The 26728-nt window shown below is 64.3% G+C and carries 23 protein-coding genes; 8 read left to right on the forward strand and 15 right to left on the reverse strand.

Annotated elements, in window-relative coordinates; translation table 11 throughout:
* Positions 1-7 precede the first annotated feature (7 nt).
* The 3 genes from LDZ28_RS22470 (at position 8) to LDZ28_RS22480 (ending at position 4640) form a co-directional block, all read left to right on the forward strand.
* On the forward strand, positions 8-2479 hold the full coding sequence (locus tag LDZ28_RS22470; RefSeq protein ID WP_244830820.1) for a fimbria/pilus outer membrane usher protein: 2472 nt from the start codon (positions 8-10) through the stop codon (positions 2477-2479).
* Positions 2476-3447: a spore coat U domain-containing protein gene (locus LDZ28_RS22475; RefSeq protein WP_244830821.1), complete on the forward strand. Its 972-nt coding sequence runs from the start codon at positions 2476-2478 to the stop codon at positions 3445-3447. The genes LDZ28_RS22470 and LDZ28_RS22475 overlap by 4 nt, the downstream gene beginning before the upstream one ends.
* Before the next feature lie 293 nt (positions 3448-3740).
* The gene (locus tag LDZ28_RS22480) at positions 3741-4640 is read left to right on the forward strand and encodes an EAL domain-containing protein (RefSeq protein WP_244830822.1); all 900 of its coding nucleotides are present in this window, start codon (positions 3741-3743) and stop codon (positions 4638-4640) included.
* Positions 4641-4808: 168 nt separating this feature from the next.
* On the opposite strand, the gene LDZ28_RS22485 is transcribed toward LDZ28_RS22480, so the two are convergent.
* The 13 genes from LDZ28_RS22485 to LDZ28_RS22545 all read right to left on the reverse strand — a co-directional run bounded on the left by LDZ28_RS22485 (position 4809) and on the right by LDZ28_RS22545 (position 17424).
* Positions 4809-6191: a sigma 54-interacting transcriptional regulator gene (locus tag LDZ28_RS22485; protein WP_244830823.1), complete on the reverse strand. Its 1383-nt coding sequence runs from the start codon at positions 6189-6191 to the stop codon at positions 4809-4811.
* A gap of 5 nt (positions 6192-6196) precedes the next feature.
* A complete protein-coding gene (locus LDZ28_RS22490; RefSeq protein ID WP_244830824.1) occupies positions 6197-7912 on the reverse strand; it encodes a TadG family pilus assembly protein in 1716 nt (571 codons plus the stop codon).
* A 7-nt stretch (positions 7913-7919) separates the two neighbouring features.
* Complete coding sequence (locus LDZ28_RS22495; protein ID WP_244830825.1) at positions 7920-8219, reverse strand: DUF3613 domain-containing protein; 300 nt, start codon at positions 8217-8219, stop codon at positions 7920-7922.
* Between the two features lie 26 nt (positions 8220-8245).
* The gene (locus LDZ28_RS22500; RefSeq protein WP_370652250.1) at positions 8246-9028 is read right to left on the reverse strand and encodes a pilus assembly protein; all 783 of its coding nucleotides are present in this window, start codon (positions 9026-9028) and stop codon (positions 8246-8248) included.
* On the reverse strand, positions 9025-9999 hold the full coding sequence (locus tag LDZ28_RS22505; RefSeq protein WP_244830826.1) for a type II secretion system F family protein: 975 nt from the start codon (positions 9997-9999) through the stop codon (positions 9025-9027). Before LDZ28_RS22505 ends, LDZ28_RS22500 begins: the two co-directional genes overlap by 4 nt.
* Positions 10000-10030: 31 nt before the next feature.
* On the reverse strand, positions 10031-11011 hold the full coding sequence (locus tag LDZ28_RS22510; RefSeq protein WP_370652251.1) for a type II secretion system F family protein: 981 nt from the start codon (positions 11009-11011) through the stop codon (positions 10031-10033).
* Positions 11004-12389 (reverse strand): CpaF family protein, encoded by a 1386-nt coding sequence (locus LDZ28_RS22515; RefSeq protein WP_244831002.1) that lies wholly within the window; start codon positions 12387-12389, stop codon positions 11004-11006. Before LDZ28_RS22515 ends, LDZ28_RS22510 begins: the two co-directional genes overlap by 8 nt.
* Before the next feature lie 2 nt (positions 12390-12391).
* Positions 12392-13684, reverse strand: coding sequence for a fimbrial protein (locus LDZ28_RS22520; RefSeq protein ID WP_244830827.1), 1293 nt, complete (start codon positions 13682-13684; stop codon positions 12392-12394).
* Complete coding sequence (locus LDZ28_RS22525; protein WP_244831003.1) at positions 13681-15039, reverse strand: type II and III secretion system protein family protein; 1359 nt, start codon at positions 15037-15039, stop codon at positions 13681-13683. The genes LDZ28_RS22520 and LDZ28_RS22525 overlap by 4 nt, the downstream gene beginning before the upstream one ends.
* A gap of 100 nt (positions 15040-15139) precedes the next feature.
* Entirely contained in the window at positions 15140-16090 is a 951-nt protein-coding gene (gene cpaB / locus LDZ28_RS22530) for a Flp pilus assembly protein CpaB (RefSeq protein ID WP_244830828.1), read from the reverse strand.
* 32 nt (positions 16091-16122) lie between these two features.
* The gene (locus tag LDZ28_RS22535) at positions 16123-16599 is read right to left on the reverse strand and encodes a TadE/TadG family type IV pilus assembly protein (protein WP_244830829.1); all 477 of its coding nucleotides are present in this window, start codon (positions 16597-16599) and stop codon (positions 16123-16125) included.
* The gene (locus LDZ28_RS22540) at positions 16596-17105 is read right to left on the reverse strand and encodes a prepilin peptidase (RefSeq protein WP_244830830.1); all 510 of its coding nucleotides are present in this window, start codon (positions 17103-17105) and stop codon (positions 16596-16598) included. Before LDZ28_RS22540 ends, LDZ28_RS22535 begins: the two co-directional genes overlap by 4 nt.
* 142 nt (positions 17106-17247) lie before the next feature.
* Positions 17248-17424: a Flp family type IVb pilin gene (locus LDZ28_RS22545; protein ID WP_244830831.1), complete on the reverse strand. Its 177-nt coding sequence runs from the start codon at positions 17422-17424 to the stop codon at positions 17248-17250.
* 642 nt (positions 17425-18066) lie between these two features.
* Here LDZ28_RS22545 and LDZ28_RS22550 point away from each other — a divergent pair.
* Entirely contained in the window at positions 18067-20007 is a 1941-nt protein-coding gene (locus LDZ28_RS22550; protein ID WP_244830832.1) for a collagen-like triple helix repeat-containing protein, read from the forward strand.
* A 233-nt stretch (positions 20008-20240) separates the two neighbouring features.
* Complete coding sequence (locus LDZ28_RS22555; RefSeq protein WP_244830833.1) at positions 20241-21956, forward strand: ShlB/FhaC/HecB family hemolysin secretion/activation protein; 1716 nt, start codon at positions 20241-20243, stop codon at positions 21954-21956.
* A 25-nt stretch (positions 21957-21981) separates the two neighbouring features.
* Here the strand turns inward: LDZ28_RS22555 and LDZ28_RS22560 are convergent, their stop codons facing one another.
* Both LDZ28_RS22560 and LDZ28_RS22565 read right to left on the reverse strand, forming a co-directional pair.
* Complete coding sequence (locus tag LDZ28_RS22560; RefSeq protein ID WP_244830834.1) at positions 21982-22278, reverse strand: DUF4148 domain-containing protein; 297 nt, start codon at positions 22276-22278, stop codon at positions 21982-21984.
* Positions 22279-22339: 61 nt separating this feature from the next.
* The gene (locus tag LDZ28_RS22565; RefSeq protein ID WP_244830835.1) at positions 22340-22783 is read right to left on the reverse strand and encodes a MarR family winged helix-turn-helix transcriptional regulator; all 444 of its coding nucleotides are present in this window, start codon (positions 22781-22783) and stop codon (positions 22340-22342) included.
* A gap of 1023 nt (positions 22784-23806) precedes the next feature.
* On the opposite strand from LDZ28_RS22565, the gene LDZ28_RS22570 reads away from it, so the two are divergent.
* From LDZ28_RS22570 to LDZ28_RS22580, 3 genes are all read left to right on the forward strand, one after another.
* Positions 23807-24721 (forward strand): lipid A biosynthesis lauroyl acyltransferase, encoded by a 915-nt coding sequence (locus LDZ28_RS22570; protein WP_284503944.1) that lies wholly within the window; start codon positions 23807-23809, stop codon positions 24719-24721.
* Positions 24722-24906: 185 nt separating this feature from the next.
* The gene (locus tag LDZ28_RS22575; protein ID WP_244830836.1) at positions 24907-25110 is read left to right on the forward strand and encodes a cold-shock protein; all 204 of its coding nucleotides are present in this window, start codon (positions 24907-24909) and stop codon (positions 25108-25110) included.
* Positions 25111-26174: 1064 nt separating this feature from the next.
* Complete coding sequence (locus LDZ28_RS22580; protein WP_244830837.1) at positions 26175-26720, forward strand: fimbrial protein; 546 nt, start codon at positions 26175-26177, stop codon at positions 26718-26720.
* Positions 26721-26728 lie beyond the last annotated feature (8 nt).

Below are 26728 nucleotides of genomic sequence, written 5' to 3' on the forward strand. Positions count from 1 at the left end.
GCCGTGGATGCCATCGCCGCGCCCGCGTGCGAGCCGGTCACGCGCTCATGTGCTTCGTCTCGTGCCGATCATCGTGTGGTCCGCCATGCCCGCGTGGTCGCACGCGAACGACTCGACACCGGCGACAGCGCCCATTCAGATGCAAGGCGCCCTTCCCCATGAACGCGGCGAGCTATATCTCGAAGTGTCGATCAACGGAACATCGACGCAAAAGATCGCGCAATTCTTCGTGACCGACGAGATGATCTACACGACGCCCGGCGAATTGCGCGAACTCGGCTTGCGCACCGACGACCTGCAAGCGCAAGCGAACGGCCGCATCGCGCTGGGTGTCGTGCCTGGCCTGCGTTATCGATACATCGAGCAACAGCAACGCATCGACCTCGAAGCCGCCGATGCGCGCCGCGTGCCTTCCGCGCTTTCCAACATTCCGGCACGCGCGCCGGTGGCCGCAACCGGCACGGGCCTCGTCATCAACTACGAAGCGAGCGTGCAGACCAACTCGCCGGCGCAATACGGCTTCTATGGCGAGGAACGTTTCTTCTATCCGGGCGGCCTCTTCGACAACACCGGCACGGCGTACTGGTATGCGGACAGCCGCCGCTACGTGCGGCTCGATACGTCGTGGAGCCATTCGGACACCGCTTCACTCATGACCACGCGCATCGGCGACACGATTTCCTCATCGCTCACATGGACGCGCCCGGTGCGAATGGCAGGCGCGCAACTATCGCGCGACTTCGGCTTGCGGCCCGATCTCGTCACGTATCCCGTGCCCGCGCTCAGCGGTTCGGCCGCCGTGCCGAGCGCCGTCGTTCTCTACGTCAACAATGTGCGCCAGTTCAGCGGCGCGGCGCCCTCGGGACCGTTCGTCATCAATGCGGTGCCGGCCATCAACGGCGCGGGCGAAGCGGTGATCGTGAGCCGCGATGTGCTCGGCCGCAGCGTGATGACGACGGTGCCGCTCTATATCGACGCGCGTCTGCTCGCAAGCGGCCTCACGGACTTCTCCGTCGAAGCGGGCTTCGTGCGCCGCGCGTATGCGCTGCGCTCGTTCGACTATGCGGGCGACCCGTCGGCATCGGCGTCGATCAGGCGCGGTTTAACCGATACCATCACGCTCGAAGCACACGGCGAAGCCACGCGCGGCGTCTACAACGCGGGCGCCGGCGTATTGTTCGGCATCGGACAAGCGGGCGTCTTCAATGTGTCGCTGGCGGGCAGCGCGGGCAACGGCGGCTCGAATCCCGCGCCCCTTTATACCTATCCGGCAAGCTTCTACAACGGCTTCGATAGCAGTTTGCCGCCTTATGTTCCGCAAGCGCCGCATGGCGGCAGCGGCATGCAGGTTTCGGTGGGATGGCAATGGCGCACGCCCGCGCTTTCCGTCGATCTGCAAGCGCAAAAAGCGACGCCTCACTACAGCGATCTGGCGTCCGCCGAAGGCACGCCCGTGCCGCGTTCGACGTATCGCGCGACGCTTGCCGCGCCCGTGCGCGTGCTGGGTTCTTCGAGCACGGCAAGCGCGAGTTACGTGGGTCTTGCCGATCCCTACTACGGCGACTCGCGCATCGGTTCGCTGGCGTACACGGTGACGTTGCCGCGCGGCACGTCGCTATCGGCGAGCGTGTATCACGACTTCGGCGATACGCGTAACACCGGCGTCTTCGTGGCGCTCGCCTTCGCGCTCGGCGGCGCCCTCAACGCGAGCGTCGATGCAGGCAGCGATCACGGCAAACCGCTCTTCGGCGCATCGGTGACGAAGACGGCCGACTACGGCGGCGGCTTCGGCTGGCAAGTGCAGACGGCGCATCAAAACGGCGTGCAACAGTCGCTTGCGCAAGGCGCGTATCGCACTCGCTATGGCGATTTGCTCGGCACCGTGGCGAGCGTGCAGTCGCGCGTGTATGGCGAGCTGGACGCATCGGGCTCCATCGTGATGATGGAAGGCGATGTACTCGCGGGCCGCCGTATCGACGACGCCTTCGCGCTTGTCTCCACCGATGGCGTAGCGAACGTGCCCGTGCTGCACGAGAACCGCGAGATCGGCAAGACCAATGGCGCGGGGCATCTGCTGGTGCCGGATCTGATCGCGTATCAGGCGAATCATCTCGGCATCGACCCGCTCGATCTTCCCGCCAATACCTCCATCGCCACCACGCAGCTCAATCTCGCGCCGCAATCGCGGGCGGGCGTCGTCGCGCGTTTTCCGTTACGGGGTTTCAGCGGCGCACAACTGCAGCTCGTCGATGCCGCAAGCGCTCCCTTGCCGCCGGGCACGACGCTTACGCACCGCGAGACCGGCAAGCGTTACGTCGTCGGCTACGACGGACTCGCCTTTATCGACGATCTCGCCGCGACCAATACGCTCGACGTCACGTCATCCGGCACGTCCTGCGAAGCGCACGTTGCCTTCACGGCGCAAGCACACGCCTTGCCGACGCTCGGCCCATTCACCTGCAAGAGCGCGTCGCCATGAAGCGCGCATGGTTCTTGGCTATCGCGCTGTTCGTCTTCATGACGACGCCGGTGCGTGCGCAAGTGTGCACGGCGTCGATATCGAGCATCAACTTCGGATCGATCGCGCCCGCGACGGATTCGTCCGCGAACGTATCGGGCTCGGTGACGGTGTCTTGCACGGGCTTCGTGCTGAGCTTGCCGGTGCGGGCGTGCATCAGCATCGGGACGGGCAGCGCAGGCGCGTCCTACGCGCCGCGCCTGGCGGCCAACGGCGCCAGCACGCTGCAATACAACCTCTATGCCGATTCGACCGGCGGCACGATCTGGGGCTCGCGGCGCTCCGCGAGTTACGGCGCGGTGGCGCTCGACATACCGCTTACCCTCGCGCTCGGCACGGCATCCGGCAGCCGTACCTTGCCGTTTTATGGACGCATCGCGGCGGGTCAGAGCACGCTCGTCGCGGGAACGTATGTATCGACATTCTCGGGCGCGACGCAGGCCGAAATGACGTATCAGCAATACGTCGTTTCGCCGCCCAACTGCTCGACCGTGACCGCCAATTCGAACGCCCTTTCCTTTACCGTGAGCGCGACCGTCATCAACGATTGCACGCTTGCCGCGACCAACATCAATTTCGGCACGGCCGGACTACTCGATGGCGCCTTGACGGCAACGGGCACACTGAGCGTGGCATGCACCAACAACGACCCTTACTCGATAACGTTATCGGCCGGCGGCGGCAGCGGCGCAAGCGTCGCGGACCGGCGCATGACGCGCGGCGGCGGCAGCGAACAGGTGCGATATCAGCTCTATCAGAACGCGGCTTACTCGACTCCGTGGGGCGATGGCACGAATTCCGCGCCGGCTCTTGCAGGCACCGGCACCGGTTCGAGTCAGGCGATCACGGTCTATGCGCGCGTGCTGCCGCAAGCCACACCCACCGCCGGAACTTATAGCGATACCATCCTTGCGACCATCACTTACTGAGCCGCGAACGTGCGCTCTCCACTAGTCAGCATTGCAAAAGTTATTACACACAGGCTCGAAACTACAAGGCGCCGTGCACGGTGACGACGCATGCGGGCGTAACGCTTGCCTCGACGTAACGTTACCTTTGACCGATACGCTCTTCCCGATCCTTCCGAGGATCGCTCAACACCGGCAAAAATTCGGGTTTTCCCTTTCTGAAGTCCGCATCCGAACGCCGAACCGCCGCGTATATTCAAACTGGCACGACTCCTGCAAACCTTCTCTTGAACACTAAGGGAGGGCGGCAAAGCATGAGTACAACGACATCCCGCTCGCAGGTCGAGAACGTCGTGCGCGACTCCGGTCAGGCATTGAGGCGTCGCGTACTTCAGGGTCTCGCGGCTGGCGAGTTTTGTATCGCCTATCAGGGAATCTACCGAGTCGACAGCGGCGAGCTCGCGCGCATGGAAGCGCTCATCCGCTGGCGTCATCCAGACTATGGCGTGCTTTTGCCTGGCGCGTTCTGCGAGGCGTTGCAGGACCCGGACGTCATGGTGAAGATCACCTGGTTCGTCATGGATGCCGTCGCAGGCGATATTGCCGCGTGGCTCGCGCGCGGCGGCAAGCGTTATCCCGTCGCGGTCAACGTGCCGCCTTCGGTCGCCGCCATGCCGGGCTTCGCAAAACGCATGGAAGCGATCTGCGTGGCGCATGGCATCGCGTCGAGCTATATCGAACTCGAGCTCTCGGAAAGCGAGGATCTTGCGCTCTTTCCGTCGATTCAAAAGGTCGTCCAGCGCTTCCGTAATAAAGGCGTCAACATTGCGATGGATGATTTCGGTACCGGCTACGCGTGCCTCGCCGCGCTCGGGCCGATCGACTTCGGTACCGTGAAGATCGCCAAGGAGTTGCTCGCGGAAGCGCCGCGCTGCCCGAATGCGTGCATGGTGTTTTCCTCGGTGCTCGCGCTGCTCACGCGGCTCAAGGTATCGATCGTCGTCGAAGGCGTGGAGACGCCCGCGCAGGCGCAATGGCTCGCGCAGTGGCCGCATGTGCTCGCGCAAGGCTTCCTGCTCGCGCGGCCCACGTTCGGCATGGACAACGTGCCGGGCGTGGATGCTCACGCGGACATGCAAGGCATGCAGGGAGCCCATGCAATCACGCGGCAAACCAGCCGGCGCCCGGCGATGCGTATCGCGGACGCGGCATGAAGGCGCGCACCGCCTGTATGGAAAGTTGAAAGGACATAAGGCCGGACCCACTGATTTCATCCGGCCGCCCAGAGCTTCTGGCAGCCCTCGAAACGCCAGAACTTCGCCGACGTAGGCATGCGTCGGCGTTTTTTTTGGACGCCCGGAATCGATACCCGAGCGCGGCACTCAAAGCGGGCGCGTCTCCGGTTCCTCATCGAAGATCTGGAACTTGCGCATCTTCTCCCACAGCACCTTGCGGCTGATGCCCAGATGCAACGCCGTATCCTGCCGGCGCCAGCCGTTCGCTTCGAGCGCGGCGATCACGCGGTTTCGTTCGTTCATGTCCCACTTGCTGCGGTCGACGAGCAGCTCAGTGGCGTTATCCACGGGTTGCGCATTGCGCGCGAGCACGAGGAGCCGCTTGACGCGCCCTTCGTCCCACGAGCCGAGTTGCCGCACCGTCACACCCACGCGCTCCGCCAGATTGCGCAACTCGCGCACGTTGCCGGGAAAATAGACATCGGCGACGGCGTCCGCCAGCCAGTACGGTAACTCGGGCAAGGACTCGAGCTTCTCCTTGCCCACCACTTCGTTGATGAACGACTTGAAGAGCGCAATCTTGTCGGCCGCGCCGCGTTCTTCCAGCGTCGGAATCTTGAGTTCGATGACTGCGAGCCGGTAATAGAGGTCCGCGCGAAACGTGCCGTCCTTCACGAGCTGCGGCAAGCTCTTGTTGCTCGCCGCGATAAGCCGGAATTCGAGCCGCACGGGCGTCGCGGAACCGAGCCGCGTGACCGCCTGATCTTCCAGCACGCGCAGCAGCTTGACTTGCTGATAGAGCGGCAAATCGCCGATTTCATCGAGAAAAAGCGTGCCGCCGTTGGCCTGCTCGAAGTAGCCTTTATGCGCGAGCACGGCGCCCGTGAACGATCCCTTCGCATGCCCGAAGAACAGCGACTCGAAGAGACCATCGGGAATCGCGCCGCAGTTCACCGGCACGAACGGACCTTCGCCATAGCGGCGATGCTTCTCGTGCAGCAATTGCGCAATGCGCTCCTTGCCGACGCCGGTCTCGCCGTGCAGAAGCACGGGCGTATCGCAATCGGCGAAGGTATCGACTTCGTGCAAGAGCGCCTGCATGCATTCGGCATGCGCGATCAACGCATGCGACGCCTGCGCTTCCTCGCCATGCGCGCGCAATTGCTGGGCGAGTTTCGAAACCATCGCGCGCAATTCGGCGCCGGTGAAATCGAGCGGCAGGATGTGCGAATAATCGGCGGGAAACATGGACGGATCGCGTTCGCGCGGCGCCGCGCCGACCCAGACCACGGGCATCGAATGACGCGCTTCCCAGTCGCGCAGCACGAACGCGCCGCTGTCTATCACGCTTACGCTGATGATCGCGATTGCCGGGCGCGACGAATCGCGCGGCGCGCTGATGGACGTGCCGTCCGCGCGCAATACATCCACTTCGTGACTGGACATGCAGCGCACCACGCGCTCGACGATGTCGGACTTGCCCTCCCACACGTGGATGTCGAGGCCATCGATTTTGGTGATCTGTCTCATGTCGTTCAGTACGCCAGTTGCGATTCGCCGCAGGTAAGCGACAAGTCGTGAATCGTGCTCGTGCCGATCTGCGCGCCGAGGAGTTGCAGGACGGGGACGAGGACCTGGTCCAGTCCGGCGAGTATCGTGGTCAATGCGGGCGTGAGCAGGGCAAGCAGCAGCGGTGCGATGCTATTGAGCAGCGCGGACGGAAGCAGCGGCGACGCGAGTATCAAACCGCCAGGCGCCGAGAGACTCGTGTTGAGCGAGGACAACGCGTTGGCGAGCGTCTTCCCCGGCAGCGATGCAAGTGTCTGATAGTCGTCGCTGTTGCCGCTCTGGCCATCGAATGTGAGCGTGCCCGATGCCGAAGGCACGGAGCCGGTGGTCACCTTGGCGGTGACCGTCAGCAGTCCGAGCACGTTGACGAGCGTCGCCGGTTGCGAGCAGGCGGCGGTGCCCGCGGGGGTGTCGCCGACACACACGTTCGCCACCGTGCTGTTGACGCCGATGACCGAGCGCCGCGCGAGCGGCGGCCCCTTGCATTGCGTCGACGCAAGGTACGCGGAGCCCGCCACGGCCTCCACGACCACGGGCAGATGCACGGTCGGCGCGATGTTGCCGAAGAGCGGACCGAGCACGAGCGACAGCGTGCCGACCGTGACATCGAGCGATGCGCGCACTTGCGCGGTCTGCGCCTGCGTGCGCCAGTTGCCGTTGGCATCCTGGCCCGCTTCGCCGATGGCGAGCACCGGCGGCTGAATGACCTGCACGGTCAGCCCGGCGGAAATCCCGAGCAGATTCAACCCGCCCGCCACGTTCACCGCCGACTTCCCGGCCTGCGCGATCTCGGCCATGACGAAGAGCGCGTCCAACGGGCTGATGGTCGCGTTGAGCGCGGATTGCGTGTTGGCGAGCGCCACCGAAAGCAGCCCCGGCGCCGTCGATGTCTTGCCGAGCGAGATCGTTTGATTGCCCGGGATATTGGCGCTCGCGATGGTCTGCATCGCGCCAAGCGCCGTCGAGAGATTGGCGTTGGCCACGCTCGTCGTTTGCAGCGCGTTCACCATCAGGCGCGCGATCTGCGCGGCCGTGAGACTCGTGGCGAGCAGTTGATCGACCGTGCCCACGCCCGCCGCCGTCACCAGATCGGCGATTTTCACGCGGGTATCGGCGAGTCCCTGATACGACGCGAGCGAGAGATTGAGGCTCGTGCCGAGCAGCGCGTTGAGCAGGCCGTTGATCGGTCCCGGGCCGATGCTCGCGAGCGTCGTGCCGATGCTGAACGCGCCGATATCCGTGACCTTGGCGACGGCCGTCGCCGTCACCGTGCGTGCCGGCCCCACGAAGAAGTACGGCACGGTGCGCGTCGCGACGACTTTCACCGCGTTGATCGGCGTGCCGCCCGCCGCGAAGTAGTTGGGCGCGGCGTTCGCTTGCGTGTCCCAGCGGCCGCACGCGGTCGTCATGCCGTTGCCCGACGCGGTGGCATCGAAGCCGTTGACCGCCGCGCTGCCCGTCGCGGCGGCGGTGGCGCGCGTGCACGCGGCATCGGCGACTTGCGAGCCTGCGGTTGCCGCTAGATCGGCCGCGCTTTGCAGGCTGCGGCGCGCGAAAAAGAAATTGCCGACGTCGATCGCGCCGAGCGCCGCCACCGCCACGATCAGCCAGATGGCCGCGAGCGTGCCCGCCACGCCGCGTTGCGCGCGCCGGGCTGGTCGATGGCGAAAAGGCCGTGTCATGGGCCGGTCAGTCCGCGTCGTGATAGTTGACATCGAGCGCCGGCCGCCCCGCCTGTTCCAGCGACGAGCCGTAGCGCTCGGGAATGGCCGTCTCGAACGACTTCATGTAGCGCGCGTAGGCAAGACTCGCTTGCGCGCCGGGCATCGGGCGCGCGGGACCGGCTGCGGCATTGCTCGACTGCAACGTGAGCCAGGCTTCGGTTGCGTGACCGACTTCGCTTGCTGCCGGTGCGCCTTCCTCGGCCCGCGCTGCGGATACGAGCGCCATCGCGCTCAACCAGATCGCTGCCATTGACGATGCTTTCATCGACTGCTTCCTCGCTCGATTCGATTTCAACGTGACGCGATACGGCTACCGCCGCCTTCGTCCTGCACTTGCGCGCGATACGTGCGCGCCGCCTGCTGCACGCGCTTTGCATCGCCCTGAATGGCCTGCTGCACGTCCGGCGCGAACTTCTGTTGCGTCATCAATCCCTGCGCGTTCGCGGCCTGCCCGCTCGAAAGCAGAAAGAGCGCGACGTTGCTCATGATCTTCGCGTTGTCCGGGGCGAGTTCGGCGGCCTTCATCAATGGCACGCGCGCGCCCGCTATGTCGCCTTCGCGCAGCTTCGCGTACCCCAGGTCGGACAGCGTCGCGGCATCGGTCGGCGCGCGCTGCGCGGCGGCTTCGAAGCGCATTGCCGCCAGCCGGAAGTCGCCCGCCTGGCCGGCCAGCAAACCCAGTCCACGCAGACCGCGCGCGGCGAACGGGGTATCGGCGAGACGCGCATAAGCTGCTTCGGCGGGCTGTGTCTGGCCGGTCTGACGCAGCGCATCGGCGCGCAAGAGAATGGTGTCGGGCGACTCGCCATACTGCTGCTCGTAAGCGTCGATATGCGCGAGCGACGCGAAGTACAACCCTTGCGACTGCATCCGGTCGATGAGCGCCAGATACATGCCGGGCGTGTCGGGCGCGGCATCGCGATGCATCGCCTGATCGAGCGCGGCCTGACGTTCGGCCTGAATGCCGACGCCGTAGCCGCTTTCCATCTTGCTCGCGCATCCGCCAAACAGCATGCATGCGCCGATAGCGGCAAGCGTGACGAGTCGCGTCCGGTTGATTGAAGACTGCGTCATCGATGAAGCCCCGAAAGCGAATGCAATACCGCGAGAAACCCCGGCCCCGCGGTGACGATGAGCAGCGCAGGCAACAGCGTCAGCACCATCACGCCCGTCATCTTCACGGTGACTTTGCCGATGCGCTCACGCAGCGCCGCACGCCGCGCCTCGCGCAGACGGTCGCCGAACTGCCTGAGCGGCTCCTGCACCGCGCCGCCGTATTTCTCCACCTGAATCACGAGCCGCACGACCGCCGCGAGGTCTTCGTTCTCGTAGCTGCTGGAAAGGCGCTTGAGCGACTGCTCGCGCGTGCGGCCCGTCGCAAACTGCGCCTGCGCCGCCGCCAGTTCCTTCGACAAGATCGGCAGCACCGTTTTGAAGTCGTGGATCATCACTTGAAGGCTCTGATCCAGCGATAACCCCACGCCCTGCAACAGCCGCAACAGATCGACGAACATCGGCAGCTCGTTGCCGACCGCACGCTGGCGCGCGTTCGCCCGGCTCTGCACGAACCACTTCGGCGCCATGAAGCCGCCCGACAGCGCGACGAACAGCAGCAGCATGAAGCGCGCGCCGTGCGGCGTGCCACGCGCGAGCAACATCAGCGCGACCGGCGCGAGCGCCGCGCCCGCGATGCGCGCCAGCATGAAAGCGCCGCGAGCGCGCGCGTCGAGATAGCCGCAGCGATCGAGCAGGCGGCGGTCTTCGTCGGCCACGGCGATGCGCCCGAACGAGGTATCGAGCCACGCGATGCTCGCGCGACCGATGGCGGCGAACAGGCCCGTTGGCGGCGTTTCGCCGCGCGCGGGCCCGCTATCCGTCGATACCGGCGCGCCTGCCGCGACACGTTGCGTGAGCGCACCTTCCAGCGTGCGCGCCGAGCGTTGCATGCGCGCGTAGCGGCTCAACGCGAGCGCGCCGATCAGGGCGGCGGCGCATGCGAGCGCGAGCACGGCGAACGCGGCCACGAGGTTGGGCGTCAGATGCATCGCGTCCTCTTAACGTTTACGGCGCGCGCGCTCATGTCCTGAGCCTCGCCATGCGAAACAGCAGCCACACGCCGAGCATTTGCAGGCCGAGCGCCGCGTACACGAGCCGCTGGCCGAGCGGATCGGTCCACATCGCATCGAAATATTGAGGGTTGGTGACGATCACCGCCGCGCCCAGCAAAACCGGCAGGAGACCGAGCACCCACGATGAGAGACGCGTTTCCGTCGACAGCGCGACGAGTTCGCGGTCGGCCTGTTCCAGATCGCGCATGAGCGCCGACATGCGGTCGAGCATCACGTCCGAGCGCCCGCCGTATTTCACCGATACGCGCAGCACCGCGCCCACCAGTTCGAGCTCGCGCACGCGATACATCCGCGCCACCGCGCCGAGCGCGTGATCGATCTCCATGCCGGTACGCAGCATCGGCAACACGCGGTCGAGGCAATCGGCGAGCGGCGGCTCCGTGCTTCCGAGCGCGGTCTGAAACGCCGCCGGCACGCTATGACCGATGACGATGAGCCGCACGATGCCATCCATGAACGAGGGCAACTGCCGCACGATACGCTGACGTCTTTTCTGCGCGCGCCAAAACAGCGCTGCCGCCGTCACGGCAAGCACGAGCGCGCCGGCCGCAAGCCCGAGCAATGCGTTCGTGCGCGCTGTCATCCAGAATGCGGCCAGCGCCGCGGCGACGAGCGTGACGAAAAAGAAAGCGCGCGGCCGTTCGATTCCCGCACGCCGCATCAGATGTCCATAAGCGGCACGCGCCCGCACGATGTCTCGCGCAATCTCGACACTCACGCCCGAGTGCGTGTTCGCCGATGCCCGCGACTGCTCAGGCTGCCGTGCAGTGCGCGGCCGCGGCGTTGCGTGCGACGCCATGACCTGCCGCTCCACGAAGCGCGCGGCGAGCATGCGTTCGCGCTTTTGCGCGCCGCGCCGCCACAAGGCGAGCGCGGCGGCCGCGAACAACAGCGCGAGCATCGCGACGAGCGCCGTGCCTCTAGACACGGAAGCCTCCGCCGAAGCCGCCAAAACCTCCGCCGCCGCTTTTGCCGAATCCTTCTGCAAGCGACGCGCCCAACGCCTGCCGATACTTCGCGAGCTTGGGCGAGCTCGGATGAATGCCGAGCGAGGTCCAGCGGTCGGTTTCCTCGCCATTCGCATCGGCGACGGGGTCGTAGCGATACAACTCCTGCATCGCGATGATGTTGTCCGACAGCCCGGTGACTTCCGTCACGGAAAGAATGCGCCGCTTGCCGTTCGAGAGCCGCCCGATCTGCACGATAAAGTCGATGGCGTTCGCGATCTGCCGCCGCAGACTTGCCTCGGTGCCCTGAAAGCCCGCGAAACCCGCGAGCATTTCCAGCCGGTAAAGGCACTCGCGCGGTGAACTCGCGTGCACGGTCCCCATCGAGCCGTCGTGGCCGGTGTTCATCGCCTGCAGCATTTCCAGCACTTCGCCACCGCGCACTTCGCCGACGATGATCCGGTCGGGCCGCATCCGCAACGTGTTGCGCAAGAGATCGCGAATCGACACGACGCCCGCGCCGTCGAAGCCGCCCGGACGGCTTTCGAGCCGCACCACATGCGGATGGTTCAGCGACAACTCGGCCGTATCCTCGATCGTCACGACGCGTTCGTGCTTCGGAATGAAGAACGCGAGCGCGTTGAGCAGCGACGTCTTGCCCGAACTCGTGCCGCCCGAGACGAGCACGTTGCAGCGCGCCTCCACCGCCGCTTCGAGCAGCGAGCTGATCTCCTGATTGAACGTGGAGTTCGCGAGCAGATCGTCGGGGCGCAGCGGATCGCGGCGAAACTTGCGGATCGACACCACCGGCCCGTCGATCGACAACGGTTCGATGACCACGTTCAGGCGGCCGCCGTCTGGCAGGCGCGCATCGACCATCGGGTTCGACTCGTCGAGCCGTCGGCCGATGGGCGCGAGAATCCGCCGCACGATGCGCAAGAGGTGCGCGTTGTCCGCAAAGCGCACGGGAATCTTTTCGAGCATGCCGTGACGCGACACGTAGACATCGCTATAGCCGTTGATGAGGATGTCTTCCACGGCGGCATCGGCGAGCAAGTCCTCGATCGGACCGAAGCCCGCGAGCTCCTTCGTGAGCGCGGCCGCGACGAGGCGTACCTCGCTCTCGTTGAGCGGGATGCGTCGCAGGCGCACGAAGCTGTCCATCTCCAGATCGACGAATTGCTGGATGGCCTGGCGCGACCATCGCCCGAATTCGGCGCCGAGTTCCTCGATACGCGTGAGCAGATGTTCATGCGCCGCGCTCGCCACGTCCTGGAACTGCTGCGAGTGCGCGAACGCGACGGCATCCTCGGCCAGATCGTTGGAAAACGCGATGTCCTTGCTGAAGTCCTGAACCATCGTCATGACCGCCTGAGAAAGGTGGGAAGAAGTTGCGCGAGTCCGGCGGCCGGGCTTTCAGTAGCCTTGGGCAGTGCATGGCGGCCGGCGGGCGCGGGTTCATCCGCGAGACGCGCGACGAGAGGTAAAAGCGCGCGCACGTAAGGGTCGCGCGGCGCGGTATCCGCGAGCAGGCTTCCCTGATTCACCGCGCGCCCGAGCGCCTGCGCACGTTCCGGCAAGATGCCGATGAGCGGTAGCCCGAGCCGCGCGGCCAGTTGATCCGCGCCGAAGTTGAGCGCCGCATCGAACTTGTTGACGACCAGACCGAGCGAAATCTTCCGCGCCGCGGTTTCGGTTTGCTCGCCGCCGCGCACATGCTCGACGAGCGTGACGGCCGAGACCGCCGAGACCACGTTCGGATCGCATACGAGCCAGGTTTCGTCGGCGGCCTGCACGACTTGCGCGACGAAGTCGGGATTCGAAAAACCGCCGAGATCGACGATCTGGTGGTCGAAGTATGCGCGCAGCCGGTTGAGTGTGCTGACGGCCGTGGCAAAGGAAATCGCGCGCATTTCGGCAAGATCGGCGGGCAGCGCGGTGAGCGCGAGGCCGCTCGCATGACGCGCAAAGGCGGTGTGCACGAAGGTTTCGTCGAACCGGCGCAGGTTGCGCACGGCATCGACGAAATGCAGTTCGCTGCGCGTGTCGAGCAAAAGCGCGCTGTCGGCGGCGGGCAGGCCGAGATCGAGCAGCGCGGTGGCGCGGCGCGCGCTCTGACCGCGCCGTTGCAGACTCACGGCGAGATTGGCGGCGAGCGTGCTCACGCCCACGCCGATGCGCGCGCCGAGCAGCACCGTCAGCTTGCCGCGCTTGGGCACATGTTCGGGACGCTCGTCGATAAGCCGCCGCGCCACCGTGAGCACGCTGCCGGGATGCCCGCCGGTATCGATGAAATCGCGCACGCCCGCGCGCAACGCGGCGAGCGCGGGTGCGGGCGTCGCAAGCGTGCCGAGCGCCACGACCGGCACGTTCGGAAAAGCGTCGCGGGCCGCTTCGGCGAGTGCGGCCGCGTGGTAATCGGCGCGCTCGGTGAAGTCGATGAACACGATGGCCGGCGCGCATTCCGCGATGCGCGTGACCAGCGCGACGGCATCGCACGGCGCGATTTCCACCGCGCCGGTGCTGGTCAGCGCCTGCTGCAGCCACGCTTGCCTCGACGGTTCGGGACTCGCCAGCAGAAAGCGCGCGGTGAGCGGCTCGCCCGCTGCCGCCGCCGCTGCTGCCTTGCCGGGTCCGAATCCTTGGGTGTTCATCGCGAAAATCCTGGCGCGGTGTCGGAAGAAAGCGCTCCGCCGACGAAGCTCTTCCACACCGGTCCGTCGCGCTGTTCGGACTGCTGGCCGGGCGTCATCGGCAAGGCGGCGCCCCGGGCGATAGGCGCGACCAGGTGCGGCGTCACGATGATCACCAGCTCGCGGTCCGTTTGCGAGTACTGCAAAGTCTTGAAGAACGCGCCGATGATCGGCAAGTCGCCGAGCAAGGGCACCTTGTTTACGTTCGACGCCGTTTCGCGATCCACCAGCCCGCCGATCACGAAGCTCTCGCCGTCGCCGAGTTCGACCGCCGTTTCCGCGCGGCGCGTGGTGAGCGCAGGCACCGAAACACCGTCGATGGTGATGGCGTGCGCGAAGTCGAGCTGGCTCGCTTCGGGCGCGACCTTCAGCGCAATGCGGTCGGCGCCGAGCACGGTCGGCGTGAGCGAAAGGCCTATGCCATACGGCTTATAAACGATGGTCGTGCTGCCGAGCGCCTGTGGCACTGGAATCGGAATTTCGCCGCCCGCGAGAAAGCTCGCGCTCTGGCCCGAGAGCGCGACGAGCGTCGGCTGCGCGAGCACGCGCGCGAGGTTGTTCCCTTCGAGCAGGCTCAGGTTGGCGAACAAACCGCGCGAGCCCGAGTTGAGCAGCAGGTTGAACGCGGCGCCGATTGGCGAGGTGGACGTCACCTGCAACGCGGTCGTCGCGCCGCCGGTATAGGAACCCAGCGAACTGGGCGCGAAACTGCCGAACGCGAAGCCCGCGTGGTTCTGCGAGAACAGATTGAAGCCGGCTTCCTTCAGCACGGCCTTGCTGAACTCGACCACTTTCACGTCCACCTGCACGACGCTCTTGCTCTGTACCGTCGATGTATCGACGAGCGCGCCGTCCTTGCCGATAGCCGCGCGCGCCGCCGCTGCCGCGCGCTGATGCTTGGCCATCGACGGCGTGCTGCCGCTGAGCACGGCCGTCTTGCCGAGCACGCGCACTTGCGGCGCGTCGTGGTCGAGCAGCGCGGCGTTCGCGCTGGCGGCGACATCGACGGTATAGGACGCCGGCGTGTCGCGGCCCTGTTCCCAGACGAGCAGATTGGTCGTGCCTGCCGACTTGCCGACCAGCAGCACGCCGCCATTTTTGAGCACGAGAACATCGGCGATGGCGGGATCGGCGACGGCCACGCGCGACACCGTGCGGCCATGCGCGAGAACCCGCTGCGCACCGGTCGCAAGCGCGATCACGGGAGCGTCTTCCGCGCTGCCCGTCGATGCACGCTCGATGTCATCCGCGTGCGGCGTCGCGACGGCATGCGCCAGGTTCACGTTGAGGCCGAGCAAAACCGCGCAGCACGCCATGAGCGCGCGCGTGTGGAACCGCAAGATCGGTGGCCGGGTTATCGTCATCGTCATGGCTTGCTTCGTTTCGAATTCATCGGGATAGCCGGCATCGGCGCGCTCAATATGCGGTTCGCTCGCCACGGCCACCCCGGATCACTTCCACTTCGTTGCTACGCGGCGCACGCGCCACGCCCGCCGCACGCGGCTGCGTCACCGGTTCGCGGCCGGCGCGCGCGCCCGACAGCGCACCGAGCGATACCCCGGCGGCCGCGCGTGCGGCGCCATCCGCGTCGGCATGCAAGGCAGCGGCATGCAGGGGCAGCCACGACTGCGGCGGCGGCATTTCGGCGTCGTTGGTGTTGCGCAGCGCCAGCACGAGGCGGCCCGAGCTTTCGGCGAGCGTGAGCGCATCGACATCGGCGGTGCGCACGGCGAGCACTGCGGTCTGTGCGTTCAAATTGCGAGTCGCCTGGTTCGTGTCGCCCGCGGCCTTGCCATCGACACCCTCCACCGACGCGCCGCCCACGCTCAGCACGCGCACTTTCGACAATAAAAGGCGCGCCTGTGTCGCCTCTACTTCGGCGCCGCTGCTGCCGCCGCCTTCGCGCTTGAGCGTGAAAAACACATCGACGAAATTGCCTGGGCGCACGAGATTGCCGACCGCGTTGGTTTCGTCGACGCGCACCGCGACCGCGCGTTCGCCCGGCTCGACGACATCGGCAAGTCCGCTCGACAGCGTCTCGACCGTGAGCGGCGTGCCTTGGGGCACCGCGACGCGCGTGGTGCGGCCGGTGAGCGCGGCGGTATCGCCGAACACGCCGGACGCGGGTTCGGCCTGCATGCGCACCGTGAGCGACGCGGCATCGAGCGGCTTGCCGGGCTGCAAATCGCGTGCGGCGATCACGACCGGCGCGAGCTTGCGATCCACCGCGAGCGCGGGACCGGGCGCGCCGCCGTTGGCGCTTGCCGGCAGCGGCGCCGGGGCGCGCGCCAGCGTGAACGCGAAGATGCCCAGCGCGATGGCCAGCATGAAAAACAGGACCGCGAGCGTTCGTGTGACGTTGGCCATGTGAGATCAATCGTGAAAGTTCGGGCGGACGCTCATAACACGTTGTCCGGATTGAGTTGGACCATCGCGCGCGCCACCAGCGAATCGGGCAGCGCGAGGCCGATCAACGGCAGCGTCGGCACCAGCGGCTTTTGCGCATAGGCATAAGCGAGCGTCACCTGGATGCAGCGCAGGGTCCCGTCGTAGGTACATGGCGCGGGCGTGGCGGTGCATTGCGCGAGTCCCGCAAGCCAGTTCGACAAGCCTTGCGCGGTCTGGCAGGCGGCACTGCCACGGCGCGCAAGGGCGTCGTCGATGCTCGTCGCGTTGGCCTGATAGCGCAGCGCGGCGCGTGCGCCCTCTTCCGCTGCGAGCGTCAGCGACTGCTGCGCGACGAACACGAGGCTGTAGGTGACGATGGCGTAAAAGATCAGGAAGAACAGCGGAAACACGATGGCGAACTCGACCGCCACGTTGCCGCGCTGGTTTCGTCGTGGGCGTGGCCGTTGGATTGATGGCGCGGACTTCATGCTGGCCGCCCCGTTGCGTTCAGCAGATGCAGCGCCAGCTGACCGATCCCAGCCGCCGCGAGCAATGCGCCGTAGGGCGTGCTGTTGCGCCTGCGTTCGGCCACGCTCGCATGCGCGGCAAGACTGCGCAGCGACAGCACCACGCGGTCCTCACGGCGCGCGAGCAACACGAGCGCATGCACCGCGGCCGCAAGGCTCGCCGCGACCCAGACGCCGACGAGTTCGCGCGGGCCGCACCACGCGCCGAGCACGGCGAACGCCTTGACGTCGGCGGCGCCCATCATGCCGAGCAGGTAGAACGGCAAGAGCGCGGCGAAACCCGCCAACGCGCCGAGCAATGCGAAGCCGATCGCCGTCTGAAAAGGCGAAATGCCGAGCGCGGCGAACGCAAGCGCGAACACGCCTCCGGCCGCGACCAGCGAATTCGGAATGGACCTGCGCTGCCAGTCAAATAAGACGACCGCCAGCGCCCAGCCGATAAATATCGCGGATTCAAAATAAATCATGGCAGCGTAAATCGGCAGGCAATAAGACAGCGCCCTCCGTAGTAATACGGAGGTTTAATCGAAACTCGAAAGATGTATTCGGTCCGCGCGCCGGATTGCTCCGGCGCGCGAATCGGCATCTCGTCAGCGAATAAAGATGGGATTAGCTCGACGTTTTAGCGAGCTCCGCCTTTATCGCGTTGAAAGTGGACGTGAGCTGAGTGGAGACGCCGCCCACGGCCGTCATGATGCCGAGCGCAAGCACGCCGGCAATCAGCCCATATTCGATGGCGGTGATCCCACGCCTGTCGCGGATGAATTGAAGCAAGGTAGATGTCATTCTTGTTGCCCTCGGATGGTGTACTGCCTGGCCGCGGATTCGCCTCTTCGTGCGAGGCTCCAGGCGGCAGACCACCACGCGAACGCGATGTCGTGACCCCGGGCCCATGCATCGGAGCGGCGCTCCAACTCTCTCGATATTTTTGGTTTTTCTTGTTGATCGCTACCCTCCCACAACGTTTGCCGAAAGAAGAGGGCTGCGTTGGCGAATTTATATCGCATGCACATCTCAAAATCAATTACGTCAGAACATTTTGTATCGTGCAGTGCATCAATAGTTGCATCGGGTAAATAATCGCTGGCATATCAGTAAAATCAACTTGATGCGAATACAGCGACTCGTATTCATTTCCTGCCAGCTCTTTTTCACTCATTGGCTCTTTATGGCGGGCCCGCGTAACGCGTCGCGTCGTAACGCGGTTCGATGTTCGTTACGTTACGAACGTCCGGATTGCCGTTTGCCGATACGCGGTGAGACGCGGCCGCAATCTCCCGCCAAACCCCGAATTCATTTGGAAAGCGTCCTTTCGCGAGCGCTTCTCGCAGGGCGAGGAACGCCTGCGGGCCCCGTCGTCCGTACGTTGGCACACCTTTCGCAGTTACTGGCCCGCGGTTCAACCAAAACAAAGTAACGAGGGCCATCATGAATACGAGGAACGTCGGACAGGAATTCTTGCGCAAGTCTATCGTCGCGGCAGCGGTCGCGAGCGTACTCACGCTGGCGGCGTGTGGCGGCTCGGGCACGATGAGCAAGTCGGCAGGCGCGAGCGGTAGCGGCTCTGGAACGATCACGACCGGCGACAGCGGCACGGGCTCGGGCAGCAGCGGCGGTACCGGAACGGGTAGCGGCGGGGGTAGTGGTAGTGGCAGCGGTAGTGGCGGGGGGACCAGCGGGGGCTCCGGTGGCAGCACGGGCGGCACAAGCGGCGGCGGCACCGGAGGCGGTAGCACGGGTGGTGGCAGCACGGGGGGTGGCGGTACGGGTGGTGGCAGCACCGGAGGCGGTAGCACGGGTGGTGGCAGCACGGGTGGTGGCAGCACCGGCGGTGGCAGCACGGGTGGTGGGGGCACTGGCGGTGGGGGAACCGGCGGTGGCACCACGGGCAGCACGACGCCTCAGCCTGTCGCGGCCGTCGTAGGCAAAACAGGCAACGTGGTGTCCGCGCTTGGCGCGACCGTATCGGGAATCGGGTCGGCAATCGGCGCGACGACCACGCCGCTCGTCAGCGCGGGCACCACGAAAGCCACGGGCGATGTCGTCACGAACGCAGGCGCGGCTGTTACGACGCTCGGCGATGGCGTGTCGGCCGGGCTCGGAACCATCGGCTCGAGCACGAATCCGGTCGGCACGACGGTGGCGAGTCTTGGCGGTGTCGTCGAAAAAACCGGCGATACGGTCAGCAGCGCCGGGACGCTCGTATCGAGCCTCGGCACCGGTACGCTTTCACCGCTCGCACCTGTTACGACGCCGGTCGGGAGCATCGTCGGAATCGTGGGTAACGCGGTGACGCAGACGGGCGGCGTCCTCGATCAGACGCTGACCAGCGCACCGGTTCAGCAACTCACGCAGCAAGTCAGCCAGGCCATCACGCCGATCACGTCTGTCGTCAGTTCGACGACGCAGACCGTCGGCGCGGCAACGGGCCTCGGCACGCCGGTCAACAACCTCCTCACAACGCTCGGCGGCGCGCTCGGTCAGGCGGGTCAGGGCATCGCAGGCACGGGCGCCAATCCGGTCACGGCGGGCGTGGGCAATCTGGTGTCGACCACGGGAACGACGGTGGCATCCGCGGGCGGCCTCGTCAGCGGCACGCCAGCGTCCAATCCGCTCGCACCGATCACCGGCATTCTCGGCGGCGCGACCGGCGCAGGCTCGGGCGTACTTGCGCCGGTCACGGGTCTGGTCGGCGGCGTCACGGGCGCACTGACGGGCGCAACGGGCGGCACTGGAACGACGGCAGGCTTGCTTGCGCCGGTCACCGGTCTCGTCGGCGGCGTGACGAGCGCGCTCACGAGCGCGACGGGCGGCGGCACGGGCTCGACGGCGGGCTTGCTCGCACCGGTCACGGGGCTTGTCGGCGGCGTCACGGGTGCGTTGACGGGCGCAACCGGCAGCGGTACGAGCGTGCTCGCGCCGGTCACGAGCGTGGTCAGCGGCGTAACGGGTGCGTTGACAGGCGCGACGAGCGGTACGGGCGCCGGTGCGGGCGTGCTTGCTCCGGTCACGGGCGCGGTCGGCGGCGTGACCGGCGCGCTTACAGGCGCCACGGGATCGGCCGGTGGCGTGCTGGCTCCGGTGACAGGCATCGTTGGCGCGGTCACTGGTGCGCCGGGCGGCACGACCGGCTCGTCCGGTTCGGGCGGCGGCGTGCTCGGCACGGTGACCACGATCACGGGCGCGGTCGGCGTGACGGTTGCCACGACGCACGGCACGACCAGCGCAGGCGCGGGTACGGGCGTGGGTATCGCGACGACGACAGGCGGCACGGGCAGCACCGCCAGCACCGCAAACGGCTCTGGCACGGGCTTGCTCGGCGCGGTGGGTTCGATCGTCGGCGGCGTACTCGGAGGACCGCGACGCTAACGCATGAAGTCGGGCGTCACCGTTTCCGGATCGCGGCGTATCGCGGTTCGGAAACGGCGTGACGCCAGGCGAACGTCGACGCGCATGCCAGCAACACAACACGCGTCCGATCGAAGCCACGAATCGCATCACCAAACGACAACACACGACGAAGAACGCGGCGCTGCCCGTGCAGGATGTTGGAAGAAGCACGCACCGTACGACGTTCTCGCGACAACCTTCGAGGATTCATCGTGGAGATCCGCGACTGGAAACGGGTGCTCTTGCTCGCCGCAATCGGCGCCCCATTCACGGCGCAACTCGCGCTTGCTCAAACTGCTCCGGCGGCACCGCGCGCGAGCATCGGCGGCAATCCGCTCGATGCCCTGCCGCAAGTGAACACGCCGCCCAAGCCGGCGGTATCGGTGAACGTGCAGCCTCCCGCTCCCGCGCTCGACGCGCTTCTCGCGCAGCATCTCACGCCGCGCAAATTCGAAATCGAGGGCGTCAAGGCTCTGCCCTTCGACGATGTCGCGCAACGCTTCGCGCCGCTCGTCGGCACGGACGTGACCATCGGCAAGCTGATCGAAACCGCCAACGGCATCACCGCGCTTTACAAGGAGCGCGGCTATGCGCTCTCGTTCGCCTTCATTCCGGCGCAAACGTTTCGGGATGGCGTGGTGCGCATAACGGTGGTCGAAGGGTATATCGCGCAGGTCGTCGTGAAGGGCAACGCGGGCGCGGCCGAGAAGCGCATTCGCGCGGTGGCCGACCGCATGCGTCAGGACCGGCCGCTCACGCAAGCGAATTTCGAGCGTTATATCAACGTGCTCGGCATGATTCCGGGCGTGAAGACGCGTGCGACCGTCGCACCGCCGCAGAATACGGACGGCGCCGCCACGCTCGAACTCGATGTCGAGCGCAAGCCTTTCAACGTGAGCACGGGCATCGACTTCAATCATCCGGGCGTGCAGGGCATTCTGAGCGCGACCGAGAACGGCATGCTCGGCTTCGGCGAATCGCTGTCGGCGTCCGCGCTGTTGCCCAAGGGACGCGACGATCAAACCTATTACGCGCTCAACGGCTCGCTGCCTATCGGCACGGATGGCTTCACCGCAAAAGTCGATGCATCGCATTATCACGGGCATCCGGTCGACAATCCTGGGCTGCCGTCTTATATCGAGCGCACCGTCGTGAACGACAAGCTCGCGTTTTCCGCCGTCTATCCGTTCCTGCTGAGTAACGCGCGTAGTCTCGTCGGCACGGGAAGCGTCTATGCATCGCACGATGAAGACCGGCTGAAGAACACCATCGTCGCGGGCAATCCGCAGTTGTCGCAGCGCTCGCAGATTCGCGTCGCGCAATTGCAGCTCGATTACACCGGCATTGCGACAGGCGTCGTGCGGCGCGCGAGCGTGAACGTGGCGAAGGCGTTCGACGTGCTCGGCGCCTCGAAGAGCGCGGACACCAACATTGCCGGCTACGCGCCCGTCAATCCTGTCTCGCTTACCTTCGTGCGGACCGGCGCGAGCTACACGCAGAGCAACGATTGGCCGATGAAAATCGGCACGGCGCTTTCGCTGACGGGGCAGTATTCGCCCGACTCCCTGCCGACATCCGAGCAGGTTTCGTTCGGCGCGCAGCGTTTCGCGCTGGGCTATCAGCCGGGCGAAGTGTCGGGCGATTCGGGCTTCGGCGCGTCATTCGAAGTGAACCGGCCGCTCGATATCGGCATGACGTATCTGAAGACCTTCACGCCCTACGTCATGGTCGATGCCGCGCGCGTTTTTCTCCACGGCGGCACGGCGAGTCCGCGGCGTTTGTCGTCGTTCGGGATAGGTTTTCGAGTGTCGGATTCGAAGCACTACAGCATCGATCTGTCCATCGCCAAGGCAACGGGCGATGCGCCCGTCGAGAGCGCATCGCGCAGTCCGCGTGTGAACGCTTCGTTGTCGTATCAGCTGGACTGAAGCTTCACGTGACTGAGCGTCCGGTTCACGGCGTCGAAGCGGGCGCCGGTTGTCCGGCCTTCTTTGCGTTGACCTTGGCCTGCGCGTTCTGCAGATTCTGCGGATAGTCGTTCTGCTCGCCGCCGGGGTTATAGCCGTTCTTTTCGAGCTCGCCGAGTTCGGCGTTTTTCTTTGCGCGCGCTTCCTTGCGCTGCGCTTTCTTGACCTGCTTGGGCGTGGACGCGCCGGCGTCTTGCGCGTGTGCGGGCGTCGCGGGCAGCGTGACGAGCGCCGCGACGGACAGCGCGATGACGGCGAGCGGTGCGGTGCGTAGATTCAGCATGGTTCTTCTCCCCAGGAAGTGAATGAAGCGCCTGTCGCGGCAGCAAGAACCGATCCAAACCTTATCTGTCGACGATCCGGCTGAGGTTCGCCCGCACCCGCTGCAGGAGCCCGATCAACTGCTCGCTTTCCTGGCGGCTCAGGCCCGCGAGCGCCTCGGAAGTGATTTCGTCGCCGACGCGCCGCGCCCGGTCGAGCGCCTTCTCGGCTTTCGCGGTCATGCTCACTTGCCGCTCGCGGCGGTCGTCGGGATTGAGCCGCCGTTCGATCCAGCCGCCCTCCTCCATGCGATCCAGCAGCCGCCCGGCGGAAATCGGCGCGACTTCGAGCAGCCCGGCGAGCCGCGCCTGATTCACCTCGCCGTAATGCGACAGATAGGCAAGCACGCGGCATTGCGCGCGGGTCAGATTCAGCGATGACTTGGCAAGCTCGTCGAAGCGGTTGCCGCACAGGCGGTCCACATCGGCGACCAGAAAGCCGAAGCGTTTGTCGAGTTGAGTTTCCATCGGGCGATTATAGGGAAGACGCCGCCCGGTGTTCCAGAGGCGACGGGCAGGCAAACCACGATGATCGTGATCTCAACGACTTCATGCTGATGTGCGTTGTCGGTGTGATGCGCCCAGCGATGAATTGAGTCGCTAATCATTCGACGCACGCCACGGCGAAAAGTCCATGCCTATTTTTGCCGAAGAGATGACTCGACTTCTTGAAGTTAATCGTTATGTTTCGGTATCCGAATATCTCTGAATTTTTTGCCGATGGCGCGGTCGATTCGAATCATGGATGTATCAGTTCGCATATTCGAATCTGGTCACGGCTCAACGTCTGCCACAACGGCCGATAAAGGCTCGACAGTACTAAATTATTTAGTCTCTGCACACAGGATGACGCGCGCGTTAGTTGGGCAGGATTTAGTTGCACAGCGCCCGGTAAATATCGTTCCACTTGGTTCGAGTTTTACCGATTTACTGCCGCATGCGTGTTAAGCTTGACAGCATGCCTCCTGAAGCAAGCCACGCGGCACGCACCATTCGCCGTTTGTGAGTTGCTCCCTCCTATCGATCGTGCATGTATCGTCCAATGGGCTTGGACAATCCATGCTCCCTTCAACGAGAAAGCGTCCTTTTCACACGACTCGCTTTATTAGTGATTAGCGCATTATTGATCTGACGATCCTTTTCAATACTCGCTTCGTTAGTTTTAACTTCGTCTAAGTGCAGCGACGGGTTGCACGATTTCTTCGGTGCAGGCGCGTTTGAACGCAAGCCTTGCCCTCTTCTGATCCGCCAAGAGTCGCCGTTCTCTGCGACTAATGTCTTGCGTGCGTCACGATTGCATCGGCGATCGATTCGCGAAAAATAGTCTTTGCCACCTTGGCCGGCGTGTCCAGGCCACCGACCATCAGCGTGAAATATCCAGCCGGCTGTTTTCCGGCTCAACAAGACTAAATGCCTACTACGTATGTGTAAATAGCTGGTTCAGGCCGGTCTACGGAGCAAACGGTGTTTATTACCGAGTGGTACCTGCCCATGAAAGCCGATTCCCTCCCTCATCCACGAGAACAGATACCGGAGAACCCCGGCTTCACGCCTGTCGCGCTACTGCTCCGTGCTCTCTCGATGCTTCCATATCGATGGGTTGCCAGAATTGGCAGCATACTTGGCGCGCTGCTGTACGAGATCCCAAGCCGTCGCAAGCACATCGTTCTCGTCAATCTGCGCCTTTGCTTTCCCGGCAACTCCGAAGCGCACTATCAAGAACTTGCCAAAAAACACTTTCGTCATGTAATCCGCAGCTATCTCGAGCGCGGTATTCAGTGGTACGGCAGCGCGAAGTCGATACGTTCGATAGTGCAGATAGACAGCGAAATCGATCTCGATGATAAAAACGCCCCGCCAACCATTTTCATGGGCTTTCACTTCGTTGCCATCGAGGTCGGCTGTCTGGTGCATTCGACGACTTCGCCGGTGGCCGCGCTCTACACCCGCATGTCGAACAAGCGCCTGTGCGCGCTAGCCAAACGGCAGCGCGGCAGGTTCGGCGCCGAGCTAATCGAGCGGTCGACGAGCGCCAGAAAGGTGGTTGCGCTGCTTCGCTCGGGCACGCCGGTGATGCTGGCGGCCGATATGGATCACGGCATCGACAATTCGGTTTTCGTGCCGTTTTTCGGCGTGCCGGCCTGCACGTTGACTGCCGTCTCTCGGCTTGCAAAGCTGGGACATGCGCGTGTGGTACCGTTCGTCACCGAGGTGTTGCCCGATTATCGAGGCTACCGGCTGAAGGTCTTTAAACCCTTGATCGATTTTCCGTCCGCCAGCGACACGGTCGATGCGAGCCGCATGAATGCATTTCTGGAAGAACAGATTCGCCTGATGCCCGAGCAGTACTATTGGGTGCACAGACGCTTCAAGCATCGGCCGGACGGCTTGCCATCGGTCTATTGAGGTTGAAATGGACGTTGTGTGCCCGAAAAGGCAGGAAATCCGGCGTTTCGCGAACCGGAGTTTGACGCAGAAGTAATTTTGCGCACAACACCAGTTGCCTTTCAGACGTAGGCAGTTCACTATAGGCGCCTTAGCGCAATCGCGATAGGAAACCGCCGCTACGCGGCAAAATTCAGGAAGAAGATATGGCAACCGGTACGGTCAAGTGGTTCAACGATGCAAAGGGTTTTGGTTTCATCACGCCTGATGGCGGTGGCGAGGACCTGTTTGCACATTTCTCGGAAATCCGCGCTGACGGCTTCAAGAGCCTGGCGGAAGGCCAGAAAGTGAGCTACGAAGAAAAGATGGGCCCGAAGGGCAAGCAAGCTTCGAACATCAAGCCTGTGTAAGGCGAACGCGCCGCAGCAGCTTTCGGGTTTGCTGCGGCGCGTCATATTTGACCTTCTGTTTAGGCACGGCGACGCGCATCGGTTTTGCGCTGCTCAGGCTGCTGCTATCTAATACCGCTTAGTCTACCTGGGGCTTGATGCGCTCGTGCTGCGGCGCGGCATGTCATGGCCGAACATCGTGTGGGCACGATGGGTTGTGCCGATGCTTTCGTGCATGGGTTGTCTAGGCGCGTCGATCTGGCTCGTCTTCCAGCACCGTCCTTCCCGCTTTTTCCGGCTCGCGTCCATTCGGCCTCTGGTCTTCTTTGGAGCGTCAGCAAAGAGAGCCTTTCCTCAAAGCGTGTCTGTGCAAGTTGCGCGGCTTTCGATCGTTGCCATCCCCATGACTTTCGTCTTGCTTCACCAGGCGAGGTGTCCCTGCCGCACTACAGCGCCGCTACAGGCCGCTTTCACCTAACGCACTACGCATGCAACCGCCGCGTGACGAAAAGCCGTCCCAAGTTTATAAGCTGCCTGGCGTCAAGCACTGGTCCCTGCTGCTTGCGAACTGAAAACCTCACCTCGTGTTCGGACGCTTTCCGGCTGCGTTATCAATCCGGCGAGCAGGGATATTCAAAAGCGCATCTTTAGCTCCGCATCGCCTGATCGACTCGCTTCAAGCTTAAAACCCTTCTTGCAGTGAAATTTCAGCAGGCACCAGGACGCACACGACGCCCCAGGCGCAGCAATTAACCGGCTTATCTCCTGCCTTAAGGCACTTTTCCTCTCGCTTCTATTGGCATCTCTCAATCAACGATTCGATTTCCTAAGCATAGGCAACAATGCTAATGAAAATATAAGACCAATCTCGTTGAAGCTTATTTGAGGATACCGGATCATTCACACACGCTTTGTAGAGAGCGACTCGGACGACTTCAGTGCACTGAACTATGTCGTCTGATGAGGCTGACTGTCTGGATTGACTCGCGCCTTTTCGGCGCCAATCCAAACTCGACGCTTCACATACTTAGCGGCGATTCAACTTTAAAACAAACATTCGCAAATCTAACTGTCTGGAATCTCGTATGAAGACTTTTGCTATCTCGGCCCTCGTTGCTGGCTTGCTTGGCTTGACTGCCGCCAGCGCATTCGCCTCGGACGGAACCATCACGTTCAACGGCGCATTGACTGCCACGACTTGCACCATCAACGGCAACGACACGTCGTCTAAAGACTTCACTGTCACCTTGCCGACCGTTTCCACCAGCCAACTCACGGCCTCCGGCGAAACGGCCGGCACGACGTCGTACCACATAGCTCTGTCGGCCTGCTCGCCGATTACCGCCAGCAGCAAGGCGGCGGTGTTCTATGAAGCGGGCTCGACCGTCGACCCGAGCGATGGCCGCCTGATGGTCGCAAGCGGCGGCGCCGAAAACGTCAAGCTGCAACTGTTGAATTCCGACTCCTCGCCTATCAAGGCAGGTTTTTCGCGCGACCTGCAGAACTCCATCGCGGCCGACATCTCCTCGGGCTCGGCTTTGCTGAACTATCAAGTCCAGTACTACGCAACCGGCGTTACGTCCGCTGGCGCGGCGAACTCGTCAGTCGTGTATAGCATCGACTACCAATAAGCCGCGCT

The organism is Caballeronia sp. TF1N1, from assembly GCF_022878925.1.
Taxonomy (GTDB): Bacteria; Pseudomonadota; Gammaproteobacteria; order Burkholderiales; family Burkholderiaceae; genus Caballeronia.

Bases quoted from the DNA above. Each gene is read 5' to 3' on its own strand.
- LDZ28_RS22565 (WP_244830835.1), bottom strand. From the start codon at position 22,783: ATGGAAACTCAACTCGACAAACGCTTCGGCTTTCTGGTCGCCGATGTG.
- LDZ28_RS22570 (WP_284503944.1), top strand. From the start codon at position 23,807: ATGAAAGCCGATTCCCTCCCTCATCCACGAGAACAGATACCGGAGAAC.
- LDZ28_RS22575 (WP_244830836.1), top strand. From the start codon at position 24,907: ATGGCAACCGGTACGGTCAAGTGGTTCAACGATGCAAAGGGTTTTGGT.
- LDZ28_RS22500 (WP_370652250.1), bottom strand. From the start codon at position 9,028: ATGACGCAGTCTTCAATCAACCGGACGCGACTCGTCACGCTTGCCGCT.
- LDZ28_RS22470 (WP_244830820.1), top strand. From the start codon at position 8: ATGCCATCGCCGCGCCCGCGTGCGAGCCGGTCACGCGCTCATGTGCTT.
- LDZ28_RS22505 (WP_244830826.1), bottom strand. From the start codon at position 9,999: ATGCATCTGACGCCCAACCTCGTGGCCGCGTTCGCCGTGCTCGCGCTC.
- LDZ28_RS22515 (WP_244831002.1), bottom strand. From the start codon at position 12,389: ATGGTTCAGGACTTCAGCAAGGACATCGCGTTTTCCAACGATCTGGCC.
- cpaB (WP_244830828.1), bottom strand. From the start codon at position 16,090: ATGGCCAACGTCACACGAACGCTCGCGGTCCTGTTTTTCATGCTGGCC.
- LDZ28_RS22560 (WP_244830834.1), bottom strand. From the start codon at position 22,278: ATGCTGAATCTACGCACCGCACCGCTCGCCGTCATCGCGCTGTCCGTC.
- LDZ28_RS22545 (WP_244830831.1), bottom strand. From the start codon at position 17,424: ATGACATCTACCTTGCTTCAATTCATCCGCGACAGGCGTGGGATCACC.
- LDZ28_RS22495 (WP_244830825.1), bottom strand. From the start codon at position 8,219: ATGAAAGCATCGTCAATGGCAGCGATCTGGTTGAGCGCGATGGCGCTC.
- LDZ28_RS22580 (WP_244830837.1), top strand. From the start codon at position 26,175: ATGAAGACTTTTGCTATCTCGGCCCTCGTTGCTGGCTTGCTTGGCTTG.
- LDZ28_RS22550 (WP_244830832.1), top strand. From the start codon at position 18,067: ATGAATACGAGGAACGTCGGACAGGAATTCTTGCGCAAGTCTATCGTC.
- LDZ28_RS22525 (WP_244831003.1), bottom strand. From the start codon at position 15,039: ATGGCGTGCTGCGCGGTTTTGCTCGGCCTCAACGTGAACCTGGCGCAT.
- LDZ28_RS22480 (WP_244830822.1), top strand. From the start codon at position 3,741: ATGAGTACAACGACATCCCGCTCGCAGGTCGAGAACGTCGTGCGCGAC.
- LDZ28_RS22540 (WP_244830830.1), bottom strand. From the start codon at position 17,105: ATGATTTATTTTGAATCCGCGATATTTATCGGCTGGGCGCTGGCGGTC.
- LDZ28_RS22535 (WP_244830829.1), bottom strand. From the start codon at position 16,599: ATGAAGTCCGCGCCATCAATCCAACGGCCACGCCCACGACGAAACCAG.
- LDZ28_RS22485 (WP_244830823.1), bottom strand. From the start codon at position 6,191: ATGAGACAGATCACCAAAATCGATGGCCTCGACATCCACGTGTGGGAG.
- LDZ28_RS22490 (WP_244830824.1), bottom strand. From the start codon at position 7,912: ATGACACGGCCTTTTCGCCATCGACCAGCCCGGCGCGCGCAACGCGGC.
- LDZ28_RS22520 (WP_244830827.1), bottom strand. From the start codon at position 13,684: ATGAACACCCAAGGATTCGGACCCGGCAAGGCAGCAGCGGCGGCGGCA.
- LDZ28_RS22475 (WP_244830821.1), top strand. From the start codon at position 2,476: ATGAAGCGCGCATGGTTCTTGGCTATCGCGCTGTTCGTCTTCATGACG.